At 43.2% G+C, this 20,530-nt stretch carries 21 protein-coding genes; 12 read left to right on the top strand and 9 right to left on the bottom strand.

Going from position 1 to position 20,530, the window contains the following annotated elements; all coding sequences use genetic code 11:
- Positions 1-18: 18 nt before the first annotated feature.
- From B0182_RS00655 to B0182_RS00660, 3 genes are all read left to right on the top strand, one after another.
- Positions 19-804: a TraX family protein gene (locus B0182_RS00655; protein ID WP_078273097.1), complete on the top strand. Its 786-nt coding sequence runs from the start codon at positions 19-21 to the stop codon at positions 802-804.
- Between the two features lie 338 nt (positions 805-1,142).
- Positions 1,143-1,289, top strand: a complete 147-nt coding sequence (locus B0182_RS14120; RefSeq protein WP_158079584.1) for a hypothetical protein — start codon at positions 1,143-1,145, stop codon at positions 1,287-1,289.
- A gap of 23 nt (positions 1,290-1,312) precedes the next feature.
- Complete coding sequence (locus B0182_RS00660) at positions 1,313-1,711, top strand: hypothetical protein (RefSeq protein WP_078273098.1); 399 nt, start codon at positions 1,313-1,315, stop codon at positions 1,709-1,711.
- A gap of 59 nt (positions 1,712-1,770) precedes the next feature.
- Here the strand turns inward: B0182_RS00660 and B0182_RS00665 are convergent, their stop codons facing one another.
- Positions 1,771-2,961 (bottom strand): CNNM domain-containing protein, encoded by a 1,191-nt coding sequence (locus B0182_RS00665; RefSeq protein WP_078273099.1) that lies wholly within the window; start codon positions 2,959-2,961, stop codon positions 1,771-1,773.
- Between the two features lie 238 nt (positions 2,962-3,199).
- Here B0182_RS00665 and yajC point away from each other — a divergent pair, with 238 nt between their 5' ends.
- From yajC to secF, 3 genes are all read left to right on the top strand, one after another.
- A complete protein-coding gene (yajC, locus tag B0182_RS00670) occupies positions 3,200-3,517 on the top strand; it encodes a preprotein translocase subunit YajC (protein WP_029102065.1) in 318 nt (105 codons plus the stop codon).
- Positions 3,518-3,697: 180 nt separating this feature from the next.
- Positions 3,698-5,572: a protein translocase subunit SecD gene (secD, locus tag B0182_RS00675; protein WP_078273100.1), complete on the top strand. Its 1,875-nt coding sequence runs from the start codon at positions 3,698-3,700 to the stop codon at positions 5,570-5,572.
- 9 nt (positions 5,573-5,581) lie between these two features.
- A complete protein-coding gene (secF, locus tag B0182_RS00680; protein ID WP_078273101.1) occupies positions 5,582-6,709 on the top strand; it encodes a protein translocase subunit SecF in 1,128 nt (375 codons plus the stop codon).
- Positions 6,710-6,826: 117 nt separating this feature from the next.
- Here secF and cysG read toward each other — a convergent pair whose 3' ends face one another.
- The 5 genes from cysG to B0182_RS00700 form a co-directional block, all read right to left on the bottom strand.
- Entirely contained in the window at positions 6,827-8,200 is a 1,374-nt protein-coding gene (gene cysG / locus B0182_RS00685; RefSeq protein WP_078273102.1) for a siroheme synthase CysG, read from the bottom strand.
- A 135-nt stretch (positions 8,201-8,335) separates the two neighbouring features.
- Positions 8,336-8,791, bottom strand: a complete 456-nt coding sequence (locus tag B0182_RS00690) for a phosphoadenosine phosphosulfate reductase domain-containing protein (RefSeq protein WP_244893622.1) — start codon at positions 8,789-8,791, stop codon at positions 8,336-8,338.
- A gap of 4 nt (positions 8,792-8,795) precedes the next feature.
- Positions 8,796-8,996, bottom strand: a complete 201-nt coding sequence (locus B0182_RS14725; protein ID WP_244893623.1) for an adenine nucleotide alpha hydrolase family protein — start codon at positions 8,994-8,996, stop codon at positions 8,796-8,798.
- A gap of 263 nt (positions 8,997-9,259) precedes the next feature.
- Positions 9,260-9,787, bottom strand: coding sequence for a DUF934 domain-containing protein (locus tag B0182_RS00695; RefSeq protein ID WP_078273103.1), 528 nt, complete (start codon positions 9,785-9,787; stop codon positions 9,260-9,262).
- A gap of 13 nt (positions 9,788-9,800) precedes the next feature.
- Entirely contained in the window at positions 9,801-11,480 is a 1,680-nt protein-coding gene (locus B0182_RS00700) for a nitrite/sulfite reductase (protein WP_078273160.1), read from the bottom strand.
- Between the two features lie 156 nt (positions 11,481-11,636).
- Between B0182_RS00700 and B0182_RS00705 the strand changes: the two genes are divergently transcribed.
- From B0182_RS00705 to B0182_RS00715, 3 genes are all read left to right on the top strand, one after another.
- A complete protein-coding gene (locus B0182_RS00705) occupies positions 11,637-11,888 on the top strand; it encodes a hypothetical protein (protein ID WP_078273104.1) in 252 nt (83 codons plus the stop codon).
- Positions 11,889-11,920: 32 nt separating this feature from the next.
- Positions 11,921-12,184 carry a hypothetical protein gene (locus tag B0182_RS00710; RefSeq protein ID WP_078273105.1) on the top strand — a complete coding sequence of 88 codons (264 nt, stop codon included), beginning with the start codon at positions 11,921-11,923 and terminating at the stop codon, positions 12,182-12,184.
- A 168-nt stretch (positions 12,185-12,352) separates the two neighbouring features.
- Entirely contained in the window at positions 12,353-12,601 is a 249-nt protein-coding gene (locus B0182_RS00715; protein ID WP_078273106.1) for a hypothetical protein, read from the top strand.
- Between the two features lie 129 nt (positions 12,602-12,730).
- Here B0182_RS00715 and B0182_RS15060 read toward each other — a convergent pair whose 3' ends face one another.
- The gene (locus B0182_RS15060; protein ID WP_264676628.1) at positions 12,731-12,865 is read right to left on the bottom strand and encodes a hypothetical protein; all 135 of its coding nucleotides are present in this window, start codon (positions 12,863-12,865) and stop codon (positions 12,731-12,733) included.
- A gap of 24 nt (positions 12,866-12,889) precedes the next feature.
- Positions 12,890-14,182, bottom strand: a complete 1,293-nt coding sequence (brnQ, locus tag B0182_RS00725; RefSeq protein ID WP_078273108.1) for a branched-chain amino acid transport system II carrier protein — start codon at positions 14,180-14,182, stop codon at positions 12,890-12,892.
- 188 nt (positions 14,183-14,370) lie between these two features.
- Here brnQ and B0182_RS00730 point away from each other — a divergent pair, with 188 nt between their 5' ends.
- Complete coding sequence (locus B0182_RS00730) at positions 14,371-15,075, top strand: hypothetical protein (protein ID WP_078273109.1); 705 nt, start codon at positions 14,371-14,373, stop codon at positions 15,073-15,075.
- 48 nt (positions 15,076-15,123) lie between these two features.
- Here B0182_RS00730 and B0182_RS00735 read toward each other — a convergent pair whose 3' ends face one another.
- Positions 15,124-16,785, bottom strand: coding sequence for a mechanosensitive ion channel family protein (locus B0182_RS00735; protein WP_078273110.1), 1,662 nt, complete (start codon positions 16,783-16,785; stop codon positions 15,124-15,126).
- A 460-nt stretch (positions 16,786-17,245) separates the two neighbouring features.
- Between B0182_RS00735 and ahcY the strand changes: the two genes are divergently transcribed.
- Together ahcY and msrAB are read left to right on the top strand one after the other, a co-directional pair.
- Positions 17,246-18,625, top strand: coding sequence for an adenosylhomocysteinase (gene ahcY / locus B0182_RS00740; protein WP_112742443.1), 1,380 nt, complete (start codon positions 17,246-17,248; stop codon positions 18,623-18,625).
- Positions 18,626-18,718: 93 nt separating this feature from the next.
- The gene (gene msrAB / locus B0182_RS00745; protein ID WP_078273112.1) at positions 18,719-20,404 is read left to right on the top strand and encodes a bifunctional peptide-methionine (S)-S-oxide reductase MsrA/peptide-methionine (R)-S-oxide reductase MsrB; all 1,686 of its coding nucleotides are present in this window, start codon (positions 18,719-18,721) and stop codon (positions 20,402-20,404) included.
- The last annotated feature ends 126 nt before the right edge of the window (positions 20,405-20,530 follow it).

The raw sequence follows: 20,530 nt of genomic DNA on the forward strand, positions 1-20,530 counted from the left end.
CTCATCAACAAGCCCAAGATGACCAATATAAGCCGTCAAACCCATCAACCATTGACCGCTTTTCATGTCAAATGGCTTGCCATGCTACTCATGACCGCCGACCATGTGGCATGGCGGTTTTTGGATTATGATGTGCATTCATCAGAGATGTTACACTTTGTGGGGCGGGCGGTGGCTCCACTCATGTGTTATTTGCTCGTGGTCGGCTTTTATCATACGCATGACATCAAGGGCTATGCCAAACGGTTGGGGCTGTTTGCCCTTATCTCACAACTGCCCTTTTGGTTTTTTAATATTGGCATTGCTCATACTGCCCTGCTTTGGCAAGGGGTTTCTTTTGATGATTGGGCGGTACTGACCCCTTTTATAGGCGGTAACGTGCTGTTCTCGCTCTTATTATCGCTCATTGCTTTGATGATTCGTCACCATAAATCTTTTCACCTTTGGGAAAAGGCAATCCTTATCGTCCTGCTCTATCCCATCATCAGTCTGTGTGATTATGGTTTTGCCATGATTTATATGACGTTATTGTTTGATTATTTTTATAAAAATAAACCCAACTACCTTATCATCGCTTATCTCTTATCCTTGCCTATCATCTATGTGCTCATCTATGGCTTTAACACCACCGTAGGGCTTGGCTATATGCACTTTGGCATGATATTGACCGCCCTTATCATCCATGGTTTTAATGGACAAAAAGGCTCTGACTTTGGCGGTCGCTATCTGTTTTATTGGTTTTATCCTGTGCATTTATTAGTCATTGCTGTGGCGGAATATTTGCTTTTAGATTATGTTAAATAAATTATCAATGTCAAAAAACAACTCAAAGATTATGCTTTTAATTTATAACATTTAAAAGAATAAAAATTACTCTACTCTTTTAGGGCGTGCCTACCATTGATAACATTTTTATACAATAAGTTAAAAACCTAACATTTTAAATTAATTTTTGCATGAAAAATGGCTAAATCTTGTTTTTCATTGCAAATACCAAAGGCAGGCACGCCCTATACAAGCCATTGATTCACCAAGGACGATTGTAATTTGCCCCCACAATCAAGCCATCCAATAACCAATAAACCACCATTTTAACTTAAAATTAGAGTAATATATGCACATCATCACCCCAAGGAGCTTTTATGAAAAATCTCATCCGCTGTGTATTATCTGCTGTTTTGCTTAGCTCTATACCTGCATCTGCACTAACCATTGCCCCGCCCGTATCAGAAACAGAAAAAGTTAGAAACACACATCGCTTATTTATCGGCTCCAAAAAGTCGCCTTAGAGAGACTGGAAAAATATGGCTTTATGGACATTAAAGACAGTGGTAAGCATGAATGTTTTATGGATGATGAGGTGTTTCGTTGTAGAGTTATACACCCTTACGCTTTTGTTATGAAAGATGATGTTTTTGCCAAAATCGATTATAACTTCAATCCAAGGTTTTCATCTATCCAATCAATATCTACCACCCTATCCAAAGATGAGAAAGATGAACTCATTAATGTCCTAAACATGGCAACTGATGACCCACAAATGTCAGAGATCATCATTGACAAGTTGGTTCAAGATTATCACGCAAAAGTCGCCAAGAAAGAAATCATAGAAAAAGGATGGCATGTTTATTCTGTTTATTTTAACTATTATGGTGTAATTATTGAATTGACAGGCAGTGATGAAGAATTTATATATCTTTATGTTAATTAATCCAAAAAAAGAAAAAGGCGTCAGCCATCAGCCACGCCTAGTCTTTGATTTGCAAATTATCATCCATTTGACACATTATCCACATTTTTATCATCAGCAACGGTCGTGCCTAGCCTGCTCATGCGTCTGTCCATGAGCTGACGGGCAAGGGCTTGCATGTCATCAACACGGTCAATCTCATCAACAATTTCAAGCCCAAGCAAGGTTTCAAGGACATCTTCTAAGCTCACAATACCTTTGACTTCGCCAAACTCACCCACGACAAGGGCGATGTGCAGTCGCTCTTTTAACATCAAATCAAGCACATCAAACAGCTTCATCTTGGCAAAGACAAAGGTAATGTCTCGTTTAAAGGCTTTGATGGGTGTGTGAATCTCTTGGTTGGCTTTGGCAATGAGCAGGTCACTTTTTAGCACAAAACCTGTGGCATTATCTAGGTCTTCATCAAAAATGGGAAAACGTGAAAATGGCAATTTGGCATGAACAGCAAATACATCGCCTACCGTCATATTCTCATCAAAGGCGATCATCACCGAGCGTGGCGTAACAATACTCTCGACATGAATCATGCTCAGAGCCAACGAGTTTTTGATGATGCGTGTCTCAAGCTCGCTCATCTGTCCTGATACCTCACCTTGATTGGCAAGGGCGATAAATTCATGACGGTTAAACCCGCTCTCGTTGTTGCCCCGAGTGAGTAGGCGAGAGACTTTTTCGGCAACCCACACGATGGGAAACAGCAAAATACTAATACCTTTGACATAGTACGCCACTGGCACAGCAAAACGTCGCCAATAAGTCGCCCCCAGCGTCTTTGGGATAATCTCGCTACCCATAAGTACCGCCAATGTCATCACGCCACTAAACACCCCAAACCACGCACTACCAAACACGATGGTCGCCTGCGAACCTGCCCCAAGCGAGCCTAAGGTATTGGCGATGGTGTTGAGCGTGAGAATTGATGAGATGGATTTTTCGATGTTTTTAACTTTGACTTCGTTAAGCAAGTCGGCAGTTTTAGGGCTGTCATCTCTTAGCGTGTCGATATAGCTTGGGGTCATTGTCAGAAGAGTTGCTTCTGAAATAGAACAAATAAAGGAAACAATCAGCGACAACGCCACATAAAAGATAAGCAAAATAACATTGGTGCTACCCGCCTGTCCCACACTCTCGCCTGTGGCAGCAAGGACAGTGATGGGTGTGATGGCTAATAAAAAGATAACAATAAGGAAAAATCGCGGTCGGGGCATATAAAGAATGAGTGGCTTAAATTAACCGCTAATATTAAGCCAAAATGATGGCAACTGCAAGTATTTTAGGATAAAGTGGACAATTTTGTGATGATAAACGTGGTTGGGATTGGGAGTAGGACGATATTTTTGGGGAAATTTATAAAATTTTTCAAAGACTTATGTAAAATTTTATAAATTGTGTTTGTTTTATGGTATGATATGCGTTATTTTTCGTTTTGGAAATTTAGGAACGCTCATGCTACTTTCTATTTTGGCAACCACTGCCCCTGCTCAGCCCAATGCCTTTTTGCAATTATTACCGATGGTTGCCATTTTTGCCATTTTTTATTTTCTCATCATTCGCCCCCAGTCCAAGCGTGCCAAAGAACACCGTGCTATGGTCAATGCGTTGGCGGTGGATAATGAGGTGGTATTTGCTGGCGGTCTGGTCGGTCGTGTCAAAAAAGTTGATGGCGACTATGCGGTCATCGCCCTAAACAACAACACCGATGTCAAAATCCAACGTGCGTCCGTGATTAGCGTATTGCCCAAAGGCACGATTGAAAATATCTAAATTCGGTACTGTTAAAGACGCATTTTAAATAAACGCATCGGGCAAAAGGATAAGCCCTATTTTAACAAGACCAAACAATGATTTAACACTTAAATTATTGTCAATTATTAAAGGGTTTAATGATAATTATTTTTTAAAATAAATTAAACCCACATCATCAACCTTTGTAAAGAAGTCCTTATGCATTACCCTGCTTGGAAATACATACTCATCGCTGTGGTGCTGGTCGTTGCTGGCTTGTACGCCCTACCCAATCTCTACCCTGACGAACCTGCGGTACAAATCACAGGTGCCAGTGCTGGTACTGAACTGACATCCGACGTGTTGGTACAGTCACAGGCTCTGCTTGATAAGGCAGGTTTGGCACATCATGATGGTAGCTTTGCCAATAACAGTGCCTTGATTCGCCTAAATACCGCCGAAGACCAGCTCAAAGCCCAAGAGACCCTCCGCCAAAACCTAGGTGAAAACTACGTTGTGGCACTAAATCTTGCCCAGACCACGCCCCAATGGCTAAAAAATATCGGAGCAAAGCCGATGAAGCTGGGTCTGGACTTACGTGGGGGCGTGCGGTTCGTCCTAGAAGTGGACATGGATAAAGCGTTAGAGCAACGCCTAACGGTTGCCACCCAAGATGTGCGTCGCAATCTACGCACCGCCAAAATCGCTGTCAAAAGCCTAAGAACCACCAAAGATGGCATGGTACTGACCTTTAACAGCGACAATCAACGCAGCCAAGCCCAAAGCGCCCTGCAAGGGAGCATGATGGACTTCACGCTAAGACCCCTTGCCAGTAATGACGGGGCGGTGCTAGAACTCACTTATACCGAACAAGCCCTAAACCAAATCAACGAGTACGCTGTCGGTCAGAACTTGACCACCTTGCGTAACCGTATCAATGAGCTTGGTGTGGCAGAAGCACTGGTACAGTCGCAAGGCACCAACCGTATCGTTGTGGAACTACCTGGTGTGCAGGACACCGCCGAAGCCAAGCGTGTACTGGGTCGTACGGCAAACTTAGAGTTTCGCATGGTCAGTGAAGACGCTCATAACTTCACAGGTGGTATCGCCCCTGCTGGTACCGAAGCCTTCCCTTTTGGCACGCTTGATGGTCCACCCGTCTTACTTGACCGCCAAGCCATCGTGACAGGCGACAAAGTCCAAAACGCCCAAGCTGGTGTTGATGAAAATGGTCGCCCACAGGTATCCATCACCCTAGACACAGCAGGTGGTCGCCTCATGCAAAACGCCACTCGCACCAGTGTGGGCAAACAGATGGCGGTGCTATTTATTGAAAATAAACAACGTGTCGGCTATGAGACTGACCCCACCACAGGCGAGACCAAAGAAGTGCGTCAGCCATATAGTGAGACTCGGGTCATCAACCAAGCCACCATTCAGGCAGTATTAGGCTCATCCTTTGTCATCACAGGACTAGATAGCCCTGCCGAAGCTGGCGAGCTTGCCCTACTGCTTCGCTCTGGGGCGTTAGCGGCACCGATGTACTTTGTTGAAGAGCGTACCATTGGTCCATCACTGGGTCAAGATAACATTGATAAAGGTCTTAATGCATCTAAAATCGGCTATCTGCTTGTGTTCTTATGGATGATTGTGTTCTATCGTGCTTGCGGCGTGATTGCCAACATTGCCCTTGCCTTTAATATCATCATGCTAGTGGCGGTAATGTCCATCATCGGCTCATCACTGACCCTGCCTGGTATCGCTGGGGTCGTGCTAACCATGGGTATGGCGGTCGATGCCAACGTGCTGATTTTTGAGCGGATTCGTGAAGAACTTGCCAATGGAGCCAGACCCAAATCCGCCATTGTTGCAGGCTTTGACCGTGCATTTAGCTCTATCTTTGATGGTAACATCACAACGTTGCTTGTTGCCTTTATCTTGTTTGCCATCGGTACAGGTCCTGTCAAGGGCTTTGCCATCACGCTTGCGATTGGTATCATTACCTCGCTATTTACCGCCATCATCGTCACTCGTGCCCTGATGCAGTTATGGTATGGCAATCGCAAAAATCTCACCAAAATCAGTATCGGCTAGGAGTAAAAGATGACAGACAATAACGACAATCTTAACACCGCCAGTGAGACTCGCCGTCGTCGCGCCCCACGCCGTGACGGTAAGGGCAGTAATGCCTCTGCTAATGCCAGTCTTAACAATCAAGCCATCATCGCCCAAACCGATGAGTTTGCCGAAAAAGAAGGCGGGGTCAAACTGCTGGGCAATAAACGCATTATCCCGTTTATGAAATTAGAAATCCCCATGGTGGTAATCTCTGCCATCTTGGTAATTGCCAGTCTGGTTGCCATCACCACCAAAGGGCTAAATCTAGGACTAGACTTCACAGGCGGCATCTCTGCCGATGTGGCATACAGTCAGCCTGTCGAGCAAGCACAGGTTGCTTCTGCCCTAGCTGACAAAGGCTTTAATGATGCGGTCGTACAATATCTCGGCACCCGTCAAGAGCTACTCATTCGCCTGCCACCCCAAGAGAATAAAGACCCCGAAGGTCTAAGCAACGCCCTTAGTGACGCTCTAAACCTGCCTGCCAACCCTGCCAAAGTGGACAACGTCAACATCATCGGCAGTCAAGTAGGCAAAGAGGTCTATACACAGTCGCTCATGGCGTTAGGACTGGCACTTATCCTAATGATGGTGTACATCGCCATGCGCTTTCAGTTTAAATTGGCAGTGGGGGCAACGCTCGCTCTGTTTCATGACGTGGTTGTGGTGTGTGGACTGTTTGCCATCTTTGGTTGGCCTTTTGACTTGACCGTGCTTGCCTCTGTATTGGCATTGATTGGTTATTCGGTAAATGATACCATCGTGGTCTATGACCGTATCCGTGAGAATTTTCGCCGTGTGCGTGGACTACTACCCCGTCAAGTCATTGACTTATCTTTAACCGAGACCTTACGCCGTACTTGCATGACTTCTGGTACAGTCTTTGTAGTCGTGCTTGCCTTGCTGTTTTTGGGTGGCGAAGGGTTGTTTTGGTTTGCTTTGGCTCAGTTTATCGGCACCATTGCAGGAACGTATTCATCTATCTATGTTGCCAGCTCCATTCCTTTACGTATGGGACTATCTCGTGAAGATTTTGTGGTACGTGTCAAACCTGAGTTTGAAGAAGAAGTGGTGGTCTTTGCTGATCCCAAACTCCAAAACGCCCAAGATTGATTGCTCAAAAAACCGCTCAACTGATTTTGGGCGGTTTTGTTTTACGGGAAAAATAAAATGAAATGGAATGATTAGATGAATTAGCGTGGTGCTATTTTACAGAATTAAAATTTATGACTACAATCTATCCCCATGCTCATAAACCCCCACCACATTCCCCACCACGATAATCGCAGGGGCGGGCAGATTGGCAACCGCTTGTTTTTGAACGATATTTGAAAGAACGCCTGTCAGCACTTTTTGATTTGGCAAACTGGCATTTGAGATAATCGCAATTGGCATATCCGTGCTAAGTCCGCTTTTGGCAAGGTTTGCCACGACTTTATCAAGGGCATGCAAACCCATATAAAACACCAGTGTCTCGTCCTGATGATACACGCTTTTTAGGCCATCAAACTCGCTGTCCTGATAGCACGCCGTCAAAAACCGCACACTGGTCGCAAGCCCCCTATGCGTAAGCGGTATGCCCGCCCCACTCGCCCCTGCAAGGCTTGCTGTAATCCCTGCCACAACCTGATACGGCACGCCAGCAGTATGGCATGCCAGCATCTCCTCACCCCCACGCCCAAACACGAACGGGTCGCCCCCTTTTAGGCGTAGCACACGCTTACCCTGCTTTGCGTACTGCACGATAAGCTCGTTAATCTCATCTTGGGTTTTGATGTGATGACTGCGTTTTTTGCCAACAAAAATCTTGTCGCTATCACGCCGACACAACTCCACAATGGCAGGCGAAACAAGGGCATCATACAGCACCACGTCCGCCTGTTGCATGAGTCGCAACGCCTTAAAGGTCAATAAATCAGGGTCGCCTGCCCCTGCTCCCACGATATACACTTCGCCTATGGTTTTATTGTCATTTTTGATAAAATCATTTAATTCATCGGACAAATTTTTTATGGGTTTGTCATTTAAAGCATTCGTAAAAATCTTTTCCCAAAAATGCCGTCTTTGATTAATTGTGCTTAATGATGATTTTACTGTATTCCTAAATTCGCCTGCTTTTTTGGCAATGTCGCTGATATTACTTGGTAAACTGCTTTCTATTTTGGCACGGATAAGGCGAGCTAATACAGGGGCTTTGCCATTTGATGAAATGCCAATGGTAATCGGATCTCTATCCACAATCACAGGAAAGATAAAATCGCATAATTCTGGCGTATCCACGACATTAATAAACAGCCCAATGTCTTTGGCGTTTTCATAAACATTTTTATTTAAGTCATTATCATCGGTGGCACAAATCACCAATGCAATATCATGATGATTTTTTATATCAATTAAATCCTGTTTTTCATAGGATTTTTGAATAATGATATGATTATGATGAACTAAAAATTCTTTAAATTCTTTATCAAAATGTTTGGCAAGCACAACCAATCTTGCCCCTGCATTGGTTAATAACGTAGCTTTTCTTTGGGCGACATCTCCGCCCCCAATGATGAGTACGCTTTTTTGATTTAGATTAAAAAATAAAGGCAAGGTGTTCATAGTGGCTTTTTGGCTGATTTGGCTAACTATTTAAAAAGAAAACCGTTCGTGGTGAGCTTGTCGAACCACAACGGTTTTCCGCTACCCGAAGGCATAGCTCAGGGCGAACGGAAAACCTTTTAAATATGGCATTTTTTATAATTGCGTATGTAATCCGCATTCTCTATGTGCCAATGCTTTTGTTGGGTCAAAATAATGATCTTCGCCATATTCATCAATGGTCGGCAGTCCATTATCTGCTTGATATTGATTTAATTCATCAGCCGATTTATAAAATAGTGGGGCAACTTTTAATACACCGTCTTTGGATAGGCTTAATACGTCCAATGCTGTACGAAATTCGGTTTGGTCTTTACGAATGGCATTAAACCATACATCAGGATTTAACTCCGCCAATGCACGGCGAAAGGGTTCTAATTTGACCTGCTCGGTAAATTTTCCATGATATTCGCTATCCACATCAGGAATGCCGTTTATGGTTACGTCCGCCAATGCCACATCACGAAAGGCACGAGTTTGGGCAGGGATATAAGTAACGACATTTAGATTTAACTCTTTAATAAGTTTTTGGGCGTGTTTATAAGTTTGCACCGTATTATACAAATAGCACGGTAATATCAGGGCGAATGCTTGATACCAAATGCAAAATAGATGCTTCATAAGGACGAAAATTGGTGGTAATAATGGGATTTTTGGCCATGGATAACGCCCATTTGACAATCTCTTGGGGTGTTTTGCCAGTGAGTGATGAATTATAGTCGTCAAGGTTTTGTTCATTCACTAGGGTTTTTGACATGATAGGCTCCGATTAACTAAGGTAGGTATATCATAAAACGAAATTTTTTATTTGTAATCTTATAAAAATTACTATCGTTAATCGGTTTTGGCATATTAAATTTTTATATTTATGTTTAAAAATATTTTAATGAAAGCAGGGTGCGTAATACACACCTTTTAAATAAAAAATCTTATTAGTGCGTGGTACACACCTTACCATTTAACTTTTTAAAATAAAAAATAGGGCGTACAAATACACCCTATTTATTTTAAATTGAAACCCTACCGAAACATCGGTAACGCATTGACTGATTGTCGGCTTTGGGCGGTTTTTAAATCATTTAAGGTTAATATCAGCGTATCCACTTTATCATCATTCACAATAAAGCCATTTGCCCCTGATTTGACAAAATAACTGGACTGGTCAAGCCCAAACGCACCGCCCACGATTATCATGGCTTGGTCATTGATTTTTCGGAGTTGACGGATTAGGCTAAATACTCGCCCGTCTTTAAAATCTTTGACATAAATTAGGATATTTTTTAAGGTTTTTATATCTAAACTTTGTGCCAATTCATTGTCATTATCATCGGCTGTTAAAAACAAATGATAATCCAAATGGCTGTCTTGATAATCCTTTGACAATATGGCATTTATAACATTTTCTGTATTTGCCAATGTATCGCTTATTGTCAAATCAATACTTTGTGATAATGCCATTTTTTCATCATCGGACATATTAGGAGTATATAAAACTACATCTGATAAATCTTGTCTTGTTACGTCATTTTTTAATACAATCAATTTCATCTTTTTATCCTTTTTAGCCATAAACCGCTTCTTTAAACGGGGCAATACCTGCTCGTTGCACATAATCGGCAAAGGTTTCTATATCGTCCGCCGTCTCTTGGCGATTGTTTTTATAGACATTGGCAATCATCAAAATCGTATCCGCCACATCATCAGCCAATACCGCTCGCCCCAATATCTGCCCAAGACGAGCGTCCGCCCCTGAGCTTCCGCCCAAGCTAATCTGATACCAATGCTCGCCTTTTTTGTCCACACCCAAAATGCCAATATCGCCCACATGATGATGAGCACAGGCATTCATGCAGCCTGACATATTTAGGCGAACTTGCCCCAAATCATATAAATAATCCAAGTCATGAAAGGCATTTTCTATATGATGGGCGATATTGTGCGTGGTGGCATTGGCAAGCGAACAATAATCAAAACCCGGGCAAACAATCATATCAGTAAGCGTGCCAATATTGGCTCGTGCCAAATTAAGCTCTTTTAGGGCGTGATATAAGTCATATAGGTCGGTGATTTTAACATCGCCCAATACCAAATTTTGCTGATGCGTGGCACGAATCTCGCCTAAGGAATACTTATCCACCAAATCAGCAAGTTTATTCATCTGATGGCTTGTCAAATCGCCAGCAGGAATATATTTGTCATTTATCACGCCTGCTTTTAATGATATAACAACCGCTTTATAACCGTTTATTTTGTGAATGACGGTATTATGCTCATACCAATTTTTAAAATCTTTATCATTAGTTAACTGTTTTTGTAAAATTTCATTTGCCGTTAATGGGTTAATATTTTCATAATCAGGCTCGCTAAAATAACTTTCTGCCTTTTTAAAATGCTCATCGGTCAATGTCAAATCTCCGTCTTTGTAATATTGCCATTCTGTATCCACTTTTTTGGCAAATTCATCTTTGCCCATACTCTCAACCAATATTTTAATACGGGCTTTGTATTTATTATCACGCCGTCCTTCTAAATTATACACCCTTAAAATAGCGTCCAAATAACTTAATAAATGACGGCGTGGCAAAAATTCATTAATGACTTTACCAATCATCGGTGTCCGCCCAAGTCCACCCCCAACGATGACCTCAAAACCAATCTCGCCATTTTTTTGTACCACATGAAGTCCAATGTCATGCACCTGCGTGGCGGCACGGTCGGCGGTCGTACCAATGACGGCAATTTTGAATTTGCGTGGCAAATAGGCGAACTCAGGGTGAAAGGTACTCCATTGGCGGATAATCTCGCAGTAGGGGCGTGGATCGGCAATCTCATCGCCATGAATGCCCGCATAGGGGTCGGTCGTGGTGTTGCGAATGCAGTTGCCCGATGTCTGAATGGCGTGCATTTGGTTGTCCGCCAGTAGCTGTAAGATGTCAGGGACTTCGGGCAATTTGACCCAGTTAAATTGAATGTTGGTGCGGGTGGTAAAATGCCCATAGCCCTTATCATAAGTGTCAGCAATACAGGCAAGCGTTCGCATCTGATAGCTTGCCAAAAGCCCATAGGGAATGGCGATACGAAGCATGGGGGCGTGGCGTTGGATATAAAGTCCGTTTTGTAGGCGAATGGGTAAAAACTCATCTTCAGGTAGCTCGCCTGCCAAATACCGCTCGGTTTGACGGCGGTACTGGGCGACACGTTCATTGACAAGGGCTTGGTCGGCATAGGAATATTGATACATGGCTGGTTCCGTTTGGCTGTTAATGGCGATATGGTAAGAAAAAGTCGTCAAAAAGGGTAATGCAAAAATGGCATATAGATAGGGGGAATTTGCATAGGGTGCATTAGCCCCAAAAAAAATTTTATAATTTGGCATATTTATTTAAAAGGACAGCCTATGATTACCCTAGACCTACCCCCACAAATACAGCATAGCATTCAAGCCTACGCCAATGAACAAGGCGTAAGCGTGCATGATTATATTGTACAAGCCATTCAAAATAGATTGGCAAGCGAACCGACAATGCTGTTTGATATTGATGTGATGAAAGAGCGATTAAAGGGACTTGAAAATAAAGAAGAAGCGTTAAAAAATAGTGTGTCTGTGCCAACATGGGCGTTGGCGGATTTTGATAGTTTTGAAAAATGAGTAGCCGAAAGAGATGCGTTAAGGACTTCGGTATGAAAGTGCAATTATCTGATTGGCTAGAAGCAAATTTATCCAGTTTTGACAAATCCATTCAGCAAGCAATTTTTGCTTTTATGTTCCATATTAATACGCACGGCATACAAGGATTAAAAGGACGTAATAAATCATCAATACCACAAAATCCCCATACCAAAAAAACGAGAATATGCCAAAATCGCCCAAAAATATTGTCTTTGGCATTATCATTTGGGCATACCGTATTATATAGAGCAAACCAATGGCGATTTGACCAGTGAATATATTTTGCATTATTGTTATTATGATGATGATGTCATTATTCTTGTGAATATTGGCACACACCCGCCATTTTATTTGCCAAGTTTAGATAAATTAAACGTTTAACTTTTATAAAAAAATTACTTCAATACAAAATTGTCCGCTTTTTCTTATTTGTCTTAATATGGATGGCATTAAGTCAGATTATCTCGCTTTTTAACAAACCTGCATTTAGACAGCCAAGCGACTATTTTAATATTTGTGCCACAACAACCATAAAAGACGACAAACTTTTACCACTTGTTATCCTAAAAGAGTATGAAGAAACGCCCAACGCTTACCAATTATGTAAAAGCCCAACCACTTACCGCAGTCAAAATGGTTATTCTCTTAAACTTCATCAAAATCCCGACCAAACTTATTTATTAACAACATAGGCGGACAGTCTTGGCGACCCCGTAGAATATCATTATAAACTCATTGATGATAAGGTAGAGCCGATTGCATGGCGACATGGGGGCATGATGTATCTTGTGATGAGTTATTTTTGGGGGCTACTGATAACCTTAATAATTCATCGCATTGGCAAAAGGATGTGGGCGAGAAAAGCTTTGCAAGCACATGCTCGGCAATAGAAATGCCTTTAATAAAAGCACCCCAAAGGTTAGTGTTTGAGTGGCGAGCTTTGGGGTACGGTTCACATGGCAGGTTTGGGATTTTTTGACTTATTTTTTCATCACCTTATCAAAAATAAGTCCTGCAATCAGCCCGATAATGGCAAAAGGTAGCCACTCCATCGAATATTCTTTTAAAGGCAAATTCACGCCCGCCACCGATAGCACCGACACAACCGTTACCAAACCAAGGCTGACTCGCTTGGCAAAGACAGGTAAGGGTCTTATGATATTTAGCCCAAGTAAAATCATCGCCATCATGGTAATCGGATATAGCACAAGCAGGACAGGAATGGATTTGCTAATCACCGCACTAAGACCCTGATTGGCAAGTACAAAGCCAATGAGCGTAAAGATGATGACGTAGGCTTTATAGGATAAATTTACTCCGCCAATTTTGGGAAACGTCTCATGGAAATATTCAGATGCCGACACGGTCAGCCCCACGGTGGTGGTCAGACACGCCAAAGACGCAATCAGCCCAAGCACCACCCCGCCTGCCGAGCCAAAGCCAAGCACCGCCGATTTATTCAAAATAAACGTGCCAATGTTTTGCCCTTTGTCTGCCACTTGTGTTAGCTCATCTGCCGATAGGGGCAAATGGTTGCCAATCCAGCCAAGCGACAGATAAATAAGTGCCAATGCAGACGTGGCAATGAGTCCTGCCTTGGTGGTCTCGGCAAACAGATTTGCCTCCTTACCCACTTTTTGGCTGATGGCGTTCATTACAATCACCGAAAACGCCACGGACGCAATCATGTCCATGGTGTTATACCCCTCCAAAAACCCCACAAAAAACGCCTCGCCCTGATAGCCGTCTGTGGCAGCACTGGCAGGATTACCGCCCAGTTTGGCAAAAGACATGACAATCAGAGATAGCACCGTAACAAGCAAAACAGGCGTTAGCACCGAGCCGATACGGTCGACAAGCTTACTTGGATTGATAGACAGCCACAGCGATATGGCATAATAAATCACGGTAAAAATGAGCAAGCTTACCCAATTTGGCGTATCCAAAAACGGCACAACCGCCATCTCATAAGCCACCGCCCCTGTGCGTGGAATGACAAAAAACGGAGCAATGGTCAAATAAATCGCCGACAGCAACGCTATCGAAAACCAAGGATGAATCTTGGCAAGGGCGGACTGATAACCGCCATCATATTTTGAGCCAATCATCAAGCCCACCAACGGCAAGCCCACGCCCGTCAAAATAAAACCCAAAATGGCAGAGATAAAAAATTGCCCGCTTTCAAAGCCCAATTTGGGCGGAAAAATCAAATTGCCCGAGCCAAAGAAAAAGGCAAAGAGCATAAAGCCGACTACAAGCGTATTCTTATTCATGATTTACTGATACATTTTATAAAAATGTGCATTGTAACAATATTTTTAAAAACCAAACGTTTTTTGCTCTATTGATAATAAATTTTCATGGGTTAATAAGAAATCATCACTCATAAATAATTTTTCTTTTTATTTTATAGTAATATTGTGGTATGATATGGTTGTATTTTGAAACATCAGGACAATATATGATAAACCTTTATCAAGTTTTAGGATTATCGGCACACGCCACGGATGTGCAAATCCGCCAAGCTCTAAATACCCATGCCCAAACCTTGGACCCCAAAGTCATCAAGGCAGTCAATGAATGGCTGCTAAACCCCACCGTCCGTCCAAACTACGATGCCAAACTACAAGCCCAAGAACCCCTCTTTTTTACCCCGCCACAGCCCATTCATCAAAACCAACCATCGCCCGAACCAAGCTTCAACCCTTATCAAAGCCCAAATTATCATTCTGCTGCAGATGAGTATTATACACCCTATTTATGGAACCCCAATAAAGCCACCTTTATTGCCCTAATTTTTGTACCTATTGCCATTTATATGCACGCTCTAAACTGGCAGGAATTGGGCGAATATGAATTGGCACAGCAAAGCAAGACTTTGGCATTTATTGTGCTTGCCATCATGTTTGGCTTAGTTATTTTTGAAATGACGACAGGCATTAGCCTGCCTAACGCCACGGGGCTTATCATCTTATTTGCTTGGTATTTTGGTCTTGGCAAAAAGCAGGTTGCCTATGTCAAAGATGAGCTAGGTGATGAGTATGAGCGAAAAACATGGCTAAAACCCATCTTAATCAGCATTGGTGCTTTTATTGGTTTTGTCGTAACGTCTATGACACTAGGATATATATTTGGCTTGTTGGGATTTTTACACCCTGATTTTTAGTATTATGGACCTCCAAATCAAAAAAAAGGGGGGGCTATACTCCCCTTTTTATGTTGCCAACTTATCAAACTCATCCTCTTTTTTAATCTTAATCTCTTGACTGGGCAAGGCGTGTTCTACGTCATATCGTGCCACCTCATTTAACACATCAATCAAAAGCTCGCTTTGTTTTTTCCAAAACACCGTAACATCGGACGCATCAAGATAGCACCGCATCTCAATGACAAAGGCATCTTGGCGTAGCTCGCTCAACCTTACCAGCGTCCACTCATTATTGACATAAACATGATTTTCCAAAAATAACTGCAAGTCATTGATAAGCCTGCCAATTTCATCGGGATTTGCCGTGCGTTTTAGGTACAAAAAATGATAAAAATAAAACATATCCCGAGCGTCATAATTCTCAATCTGCATGGCACTAAACTCGCCATTTGGCACGGTTACAATCGTCCGAGACAACGTGCGGATACGGCTTGAACGAATGCCAATGTCAATCACCGTCCCTTCCATCGTCCCAAATCGGCAATAATCGCCCACACGCACAGGTCTGTCCGCCACCACCATGACCGAGCCGATGAGATTTTCAATGGTTTTTTGAGCCCCGAACGCAAGGGCAAGACCTCCCACCCCCAAAGCGGCAATCCCTGTCGTCAAATCAAAGCCCAAATTGCCAAAAATGATGATAACCGCCAAAATGAGCATAAAGGCTTTGGCAACTTTACGAAACAGATTTAGGATGGAGACTTGTTCTAGGCGTTTGTGCTTACGACTGTTGTTCTCGGCGCGCACGAACACGGCATCAATCACCCGAAGCACCAGCCAAGCAGTTGCAAGCCACGCCACTACCTCAACACCCCGGGTCACTGCCGTGCGAAGCGTGACAGGCACCGCCATTTGTACCATCATCTCAGGGAGCATGGACGCCAAAATCACCACCGCCAAAGGCAACAAGGCTTTGGACGGTATGCCAAACGGCTTGCCACGCACCTTAGGGTATAAAAAGGCAAACACGCCCCACCCTGCCCACAGACCACCCCACAAAAGCGATAAGCCAATGGCAATCAAGATGATGAGCGACACCACGTCCGAGATTTTATGCCCCAACAGCTGTCTGTCACCAAAAAAATCCAGCCCAAAGGCATCGGCAAGCGTGGTGCGATTTTCAGTCAAATCTTTGGGCAGATTATCCAGCGTTTCTTTGTAAATTTGCCAATAAACCACGTTGTCTTTGTCGGTTTTTCTGATAAGTAGCAGGTCTATTTTGTCATCATCAATATCAATCGTACCGACTTTTTCTAGGTTGCTTGGCAATCTGTCCGCCAAATCGCCTTCGCTTTTGTCGCTGATTGACAAATCAGGTAGTAGCCGTCCGCCTTTATCAAGGGCGAGTTTTAGGTCGTGGATAACTGTATCATTCGTTTTTTGCTTTTTTAAAAAGTCAGAATCCAAATACTTTGCTGTCAGCTCCATGTCCTTATCCGACAAGGCTTTGACAAAGTTTTGCATGGTGCTTCGTGGCGTGTCTCGCCCAAAGCTGTCTTGGGGCACGGGCATCTCGCTCTTTGGGGCGGTGTCGGTCAAGGCGGTATTGGCAAAGCCTGCCACAGGCATGGCAAGGGACAACACCGCTAGGACGATGACAAGGCAGGACTTGATAAAGGGTTTGATAAAAATTATCGGACGAAATACAGATGTTGGCACGGTAGGCATGATGAATGTGGTTTTTGAAAATCGGCTATTTTATCATGCAATCCATGACATATTGAACCTTTATAACACAATTTATAGTTTAAAAATATTGCAGAAATAAAATGGCTGTTTTACACAAACATTGCAAATTTGTTTGGTCTGGGTTTTGTTATTTGTTTTGTTATTTTGAAATTTATTATCAACTAGGCTATAATAAGCACACCAAGAGATGTTGCAACTTTTTTAAGTCAGGCTTGGTTTAATTATACTTGTTTAACTTCAAAATACACCACCGTAGGGGCGTGCTGTGCACGCCCTGATGATACATTGATGCTTATAGGCGTGTGCAACACACCCCTACTAAAGGCATTTTTTAATGTAAAATTGGTGCAGATTGGAGTTAATTTGCCATATTTGTATAATTATAAAACAACGACATCTGCGTTATTTTCTCATTTTTCATCATATAGGAGTGGACGCAGTGTCTACAGTTACCGCCCAAGAATTTAAAGACTACAAAGTCGCCGATATTAGCCTTGCTGAGTTTGGTCGCAAAGAGATTAAACTTGCCGAAACCGAAATGCCTGCTCTTATGGGCATTCGCAAACGCTACGCTAGCCAAAAGCCCCTAGCAGGGGCGAAGATTGTGGGCTGTATCCACATGACCATTCAAACGGCTGTCTTGATTGAAACGCTTGTGGCATTAGGGGCGGAGGTTCGCTGGACTTCGTGCAACATTTTTAGCACCCAAGACCACGCCGCCGCCGCCATTGCCGCTGCTGGCATTCCTGTCTTTGCATGGAAAGGCGAGACCGAAGAAGAGTACGAATGGTGCCTGGAACAGCAAATCCACAAAGAAGGCAAACTGTGGGATGCTAACCTTATCCTAGATGACGGTGGCGACTTGACCGCACTCATTCACAACAAATACCCCCAAATGCTAGATAGTATTCACGGCATTTCCGAAGAAACCACAACAGGCGTACACCGTTTGATTGAAATGCTTGGCAAAGGAGAGCTTAAAGTCCCTGCAATTAACGTCAATGATGCTGTCACCAAATCCAAAAACGACAACAAATACGGCTGTCGCCATTCACTCAATGACGCCATCAAGCGTGGTACGGATATGTTGTTGTCTGGTCGCCGTGCGTTGGTGATTGGTTATGGCGACGTGGGCAAAGGCTCTGCCCAAAGCCTACGCCAAGAAGGCATGATTGTGCGTGTCAGCGAGATTGACCCTATTTGTGCCATGCAAGCGTGTATGGACGGCTATGAGCTTGTTTCTCCATTTGTGGGTGGTGAGCAAAATCAAGGAGTTAATACTACACTACTCCAAGATACCGACCTTGTCGTTACCACCACAGGCAACTATCACGTGTGTAACGCCGAGATGTTAAAGGCTCTAAAATCCACCGCTGTGGTGTGTAACATTGGGCATTTTGATACCGAGATTGACACCGACTTTATGCGTAAAAACTGGAAATGGGTGGAAGTCAAGCCACAAGTTCATCAAGTCTATCGCTCAAATGATGAGTCGGATTATCTTATCGTGCTATCCGAAGGTCGCCTTGTCAACCTAGGCAACGCCACAGGACACCCGTCTCGTATCATGGACGGCTCATTTGCCAACCAAGTGCTTGCCCAAATTCATCTATATCAAGAAAAATTTGCCGACTTGCCAAGTGCTGACAAGCAAGGCAAGGTCTATGTCAAAGTATTGCCCAAAAAGCTGGACGAAGAAGTCGCCGCCGCCATGGTCGCAGGCTTTAATGGGGTCATCACCAAGCTCACCCAAGAGCAAGCGGATTATCTGGGCGTCAATGTGGAAGGTCCTTTTAAGGCGGATGAGTATAAATACTAAACGTAACATAGGCATGGTGTCGCACGTGCATCATTGATAAAAACAGCTGGCGACACCATTTAGATAATAGATTACAACAGGGGTAAATTAAGCATGTTTTCCAAACGATTCATCAAAAATATTGGCATTTTTGGACTTAGTGCCACCACAAGCATCTTTACGCTCATCGCTTGTGGCAAAGGCATCGGTGACCATCATGGCAACCAAACCGAACTACACCAAAGCAGCGATGTATTACCCAATGAACTGTTATTGCAACTGCACAACTTACCTCAGATAACCTCAGGATTGGGCGATACAGGCAAAGATGTCATCAACCCAAATAAACCCACATTGGTAAAATTCTGGGCAAGTTGGTGCCCTCTGTGCCTAGGCACACTACAAGAAACACAAGACTGGCACAACGACCCCAAATTTTCAGACTTTAATATTGTTACTGTTGTCAGCCCAAATCACCTTGGAGAGAAACCCACTCAGGCCTTTAAAGATTGGTATCAAGTATTGCAAGCAGACTATCCCACCTTACCTGTACTAATTGACACAGAAGCAAAAATCATCACTCAGCTGGGCGTACAAGCCTATCCAAGTTGGGCAATATTAGACAAACACGGTAAACTTGTGTATCTTAACAGGGGAAATCTAAGCCAAGAACAAATGAACTATTTGGCAGATAATCCTAATACTCTAGAAGCCTTAAAAACACAAAACAGCACCATGACCCGACCCAGCCAAAACACTAACTATTACAACAGTAATGGCAATACGGCTAACGTGAGCACCATCTATTTGGCAGGGGGCTGTTTTTGGGGTGTTGAGGCTTATATGGAACGCATTGACGGCGTTTTGGATGCGGTAAGTGGCTATGCCAATGGCAGTCCAAATCTACCAAATCCAAGCTATGAGGAGGTCATCAGAGGTTCAGGTCATGCCGAGACCGTCAAGGTAACATATGATGCTGACAAAGTGGATTTAGATACATTATTACAGTACTATTTTCGCATTATTGACCCCACCAGCATCAACAAGCAAGGCAATGACCGTGGCATACAGTACCGCACGGGCATTTATTACGTCAATACACAAGATAAAGCGGTCATTGATAAAGCACTAAACGCCTTACAAGATAAGTACCAACAAAAAATTGCCGTTGAAAACCTGCCGTTATCCAATTTTAGCATGGCAGAAAACTACCATCAAGATTATCTTACCAAAAACCCTGACGGTTATTGTCATGTTGATTTAAGTCTTGCCAATAAAAAAATCACCAAAAACAGCCCCAATACTTTGGCTGAGGCAAAGACCGTTGATGAAGCATTAGACCCAACACGCTATCAAAATTTTGATAAAGACAATTTAAAACAAACCCTAACCGATGCCCAATATCGCATCACGCAACAAGCAAAAACAGAATGGGCATTTAGTCATGACTATGACCAATTATTTGATGACGGCTTGTATGTAGATGTTGTTAGTGGTGAACCTTTATTTTCATCTACCGACAAATACAATTCTCGCTGTGGTTGGCCAAGCTTTACAAAACCCATCACCCCAGAGGTCATCACCGAACACAAAGACGACAGTTATAATATGATTCGCACAGAAGTGCGTTCAAGAGTGGCGGATTCACATTTGGGACATGTATTTACTGATGGGCCGCAAGACAGAGGGGGTTTGCGTTATTGTATCAATGGCAATGCACTAAAATTCATACCAAAAGCACAGATGCAAAAAGAGGGTTATGGAGCTTTATTGCCACTTATTTTACCTGCCAGACCGTAAATTTTGTATAAAGATTGTAGAGCTAGGTTATATTTTGCCTATGACATTGTTGGTATTTAAAATGGATATAACCCACCCTACATTTTCCGATTCAAATATTAGGGCGTGCCTGCCTTTTGTATTTGC

The organism is Moraxella bovis, assembly GCF_002014975.1.
Lineage (GTDB): Bacteria > Pseudomonadota > Gammaproteobacteria > Pseudomonadales > Moraxellaceae > Moraxella > Moraxella bovis.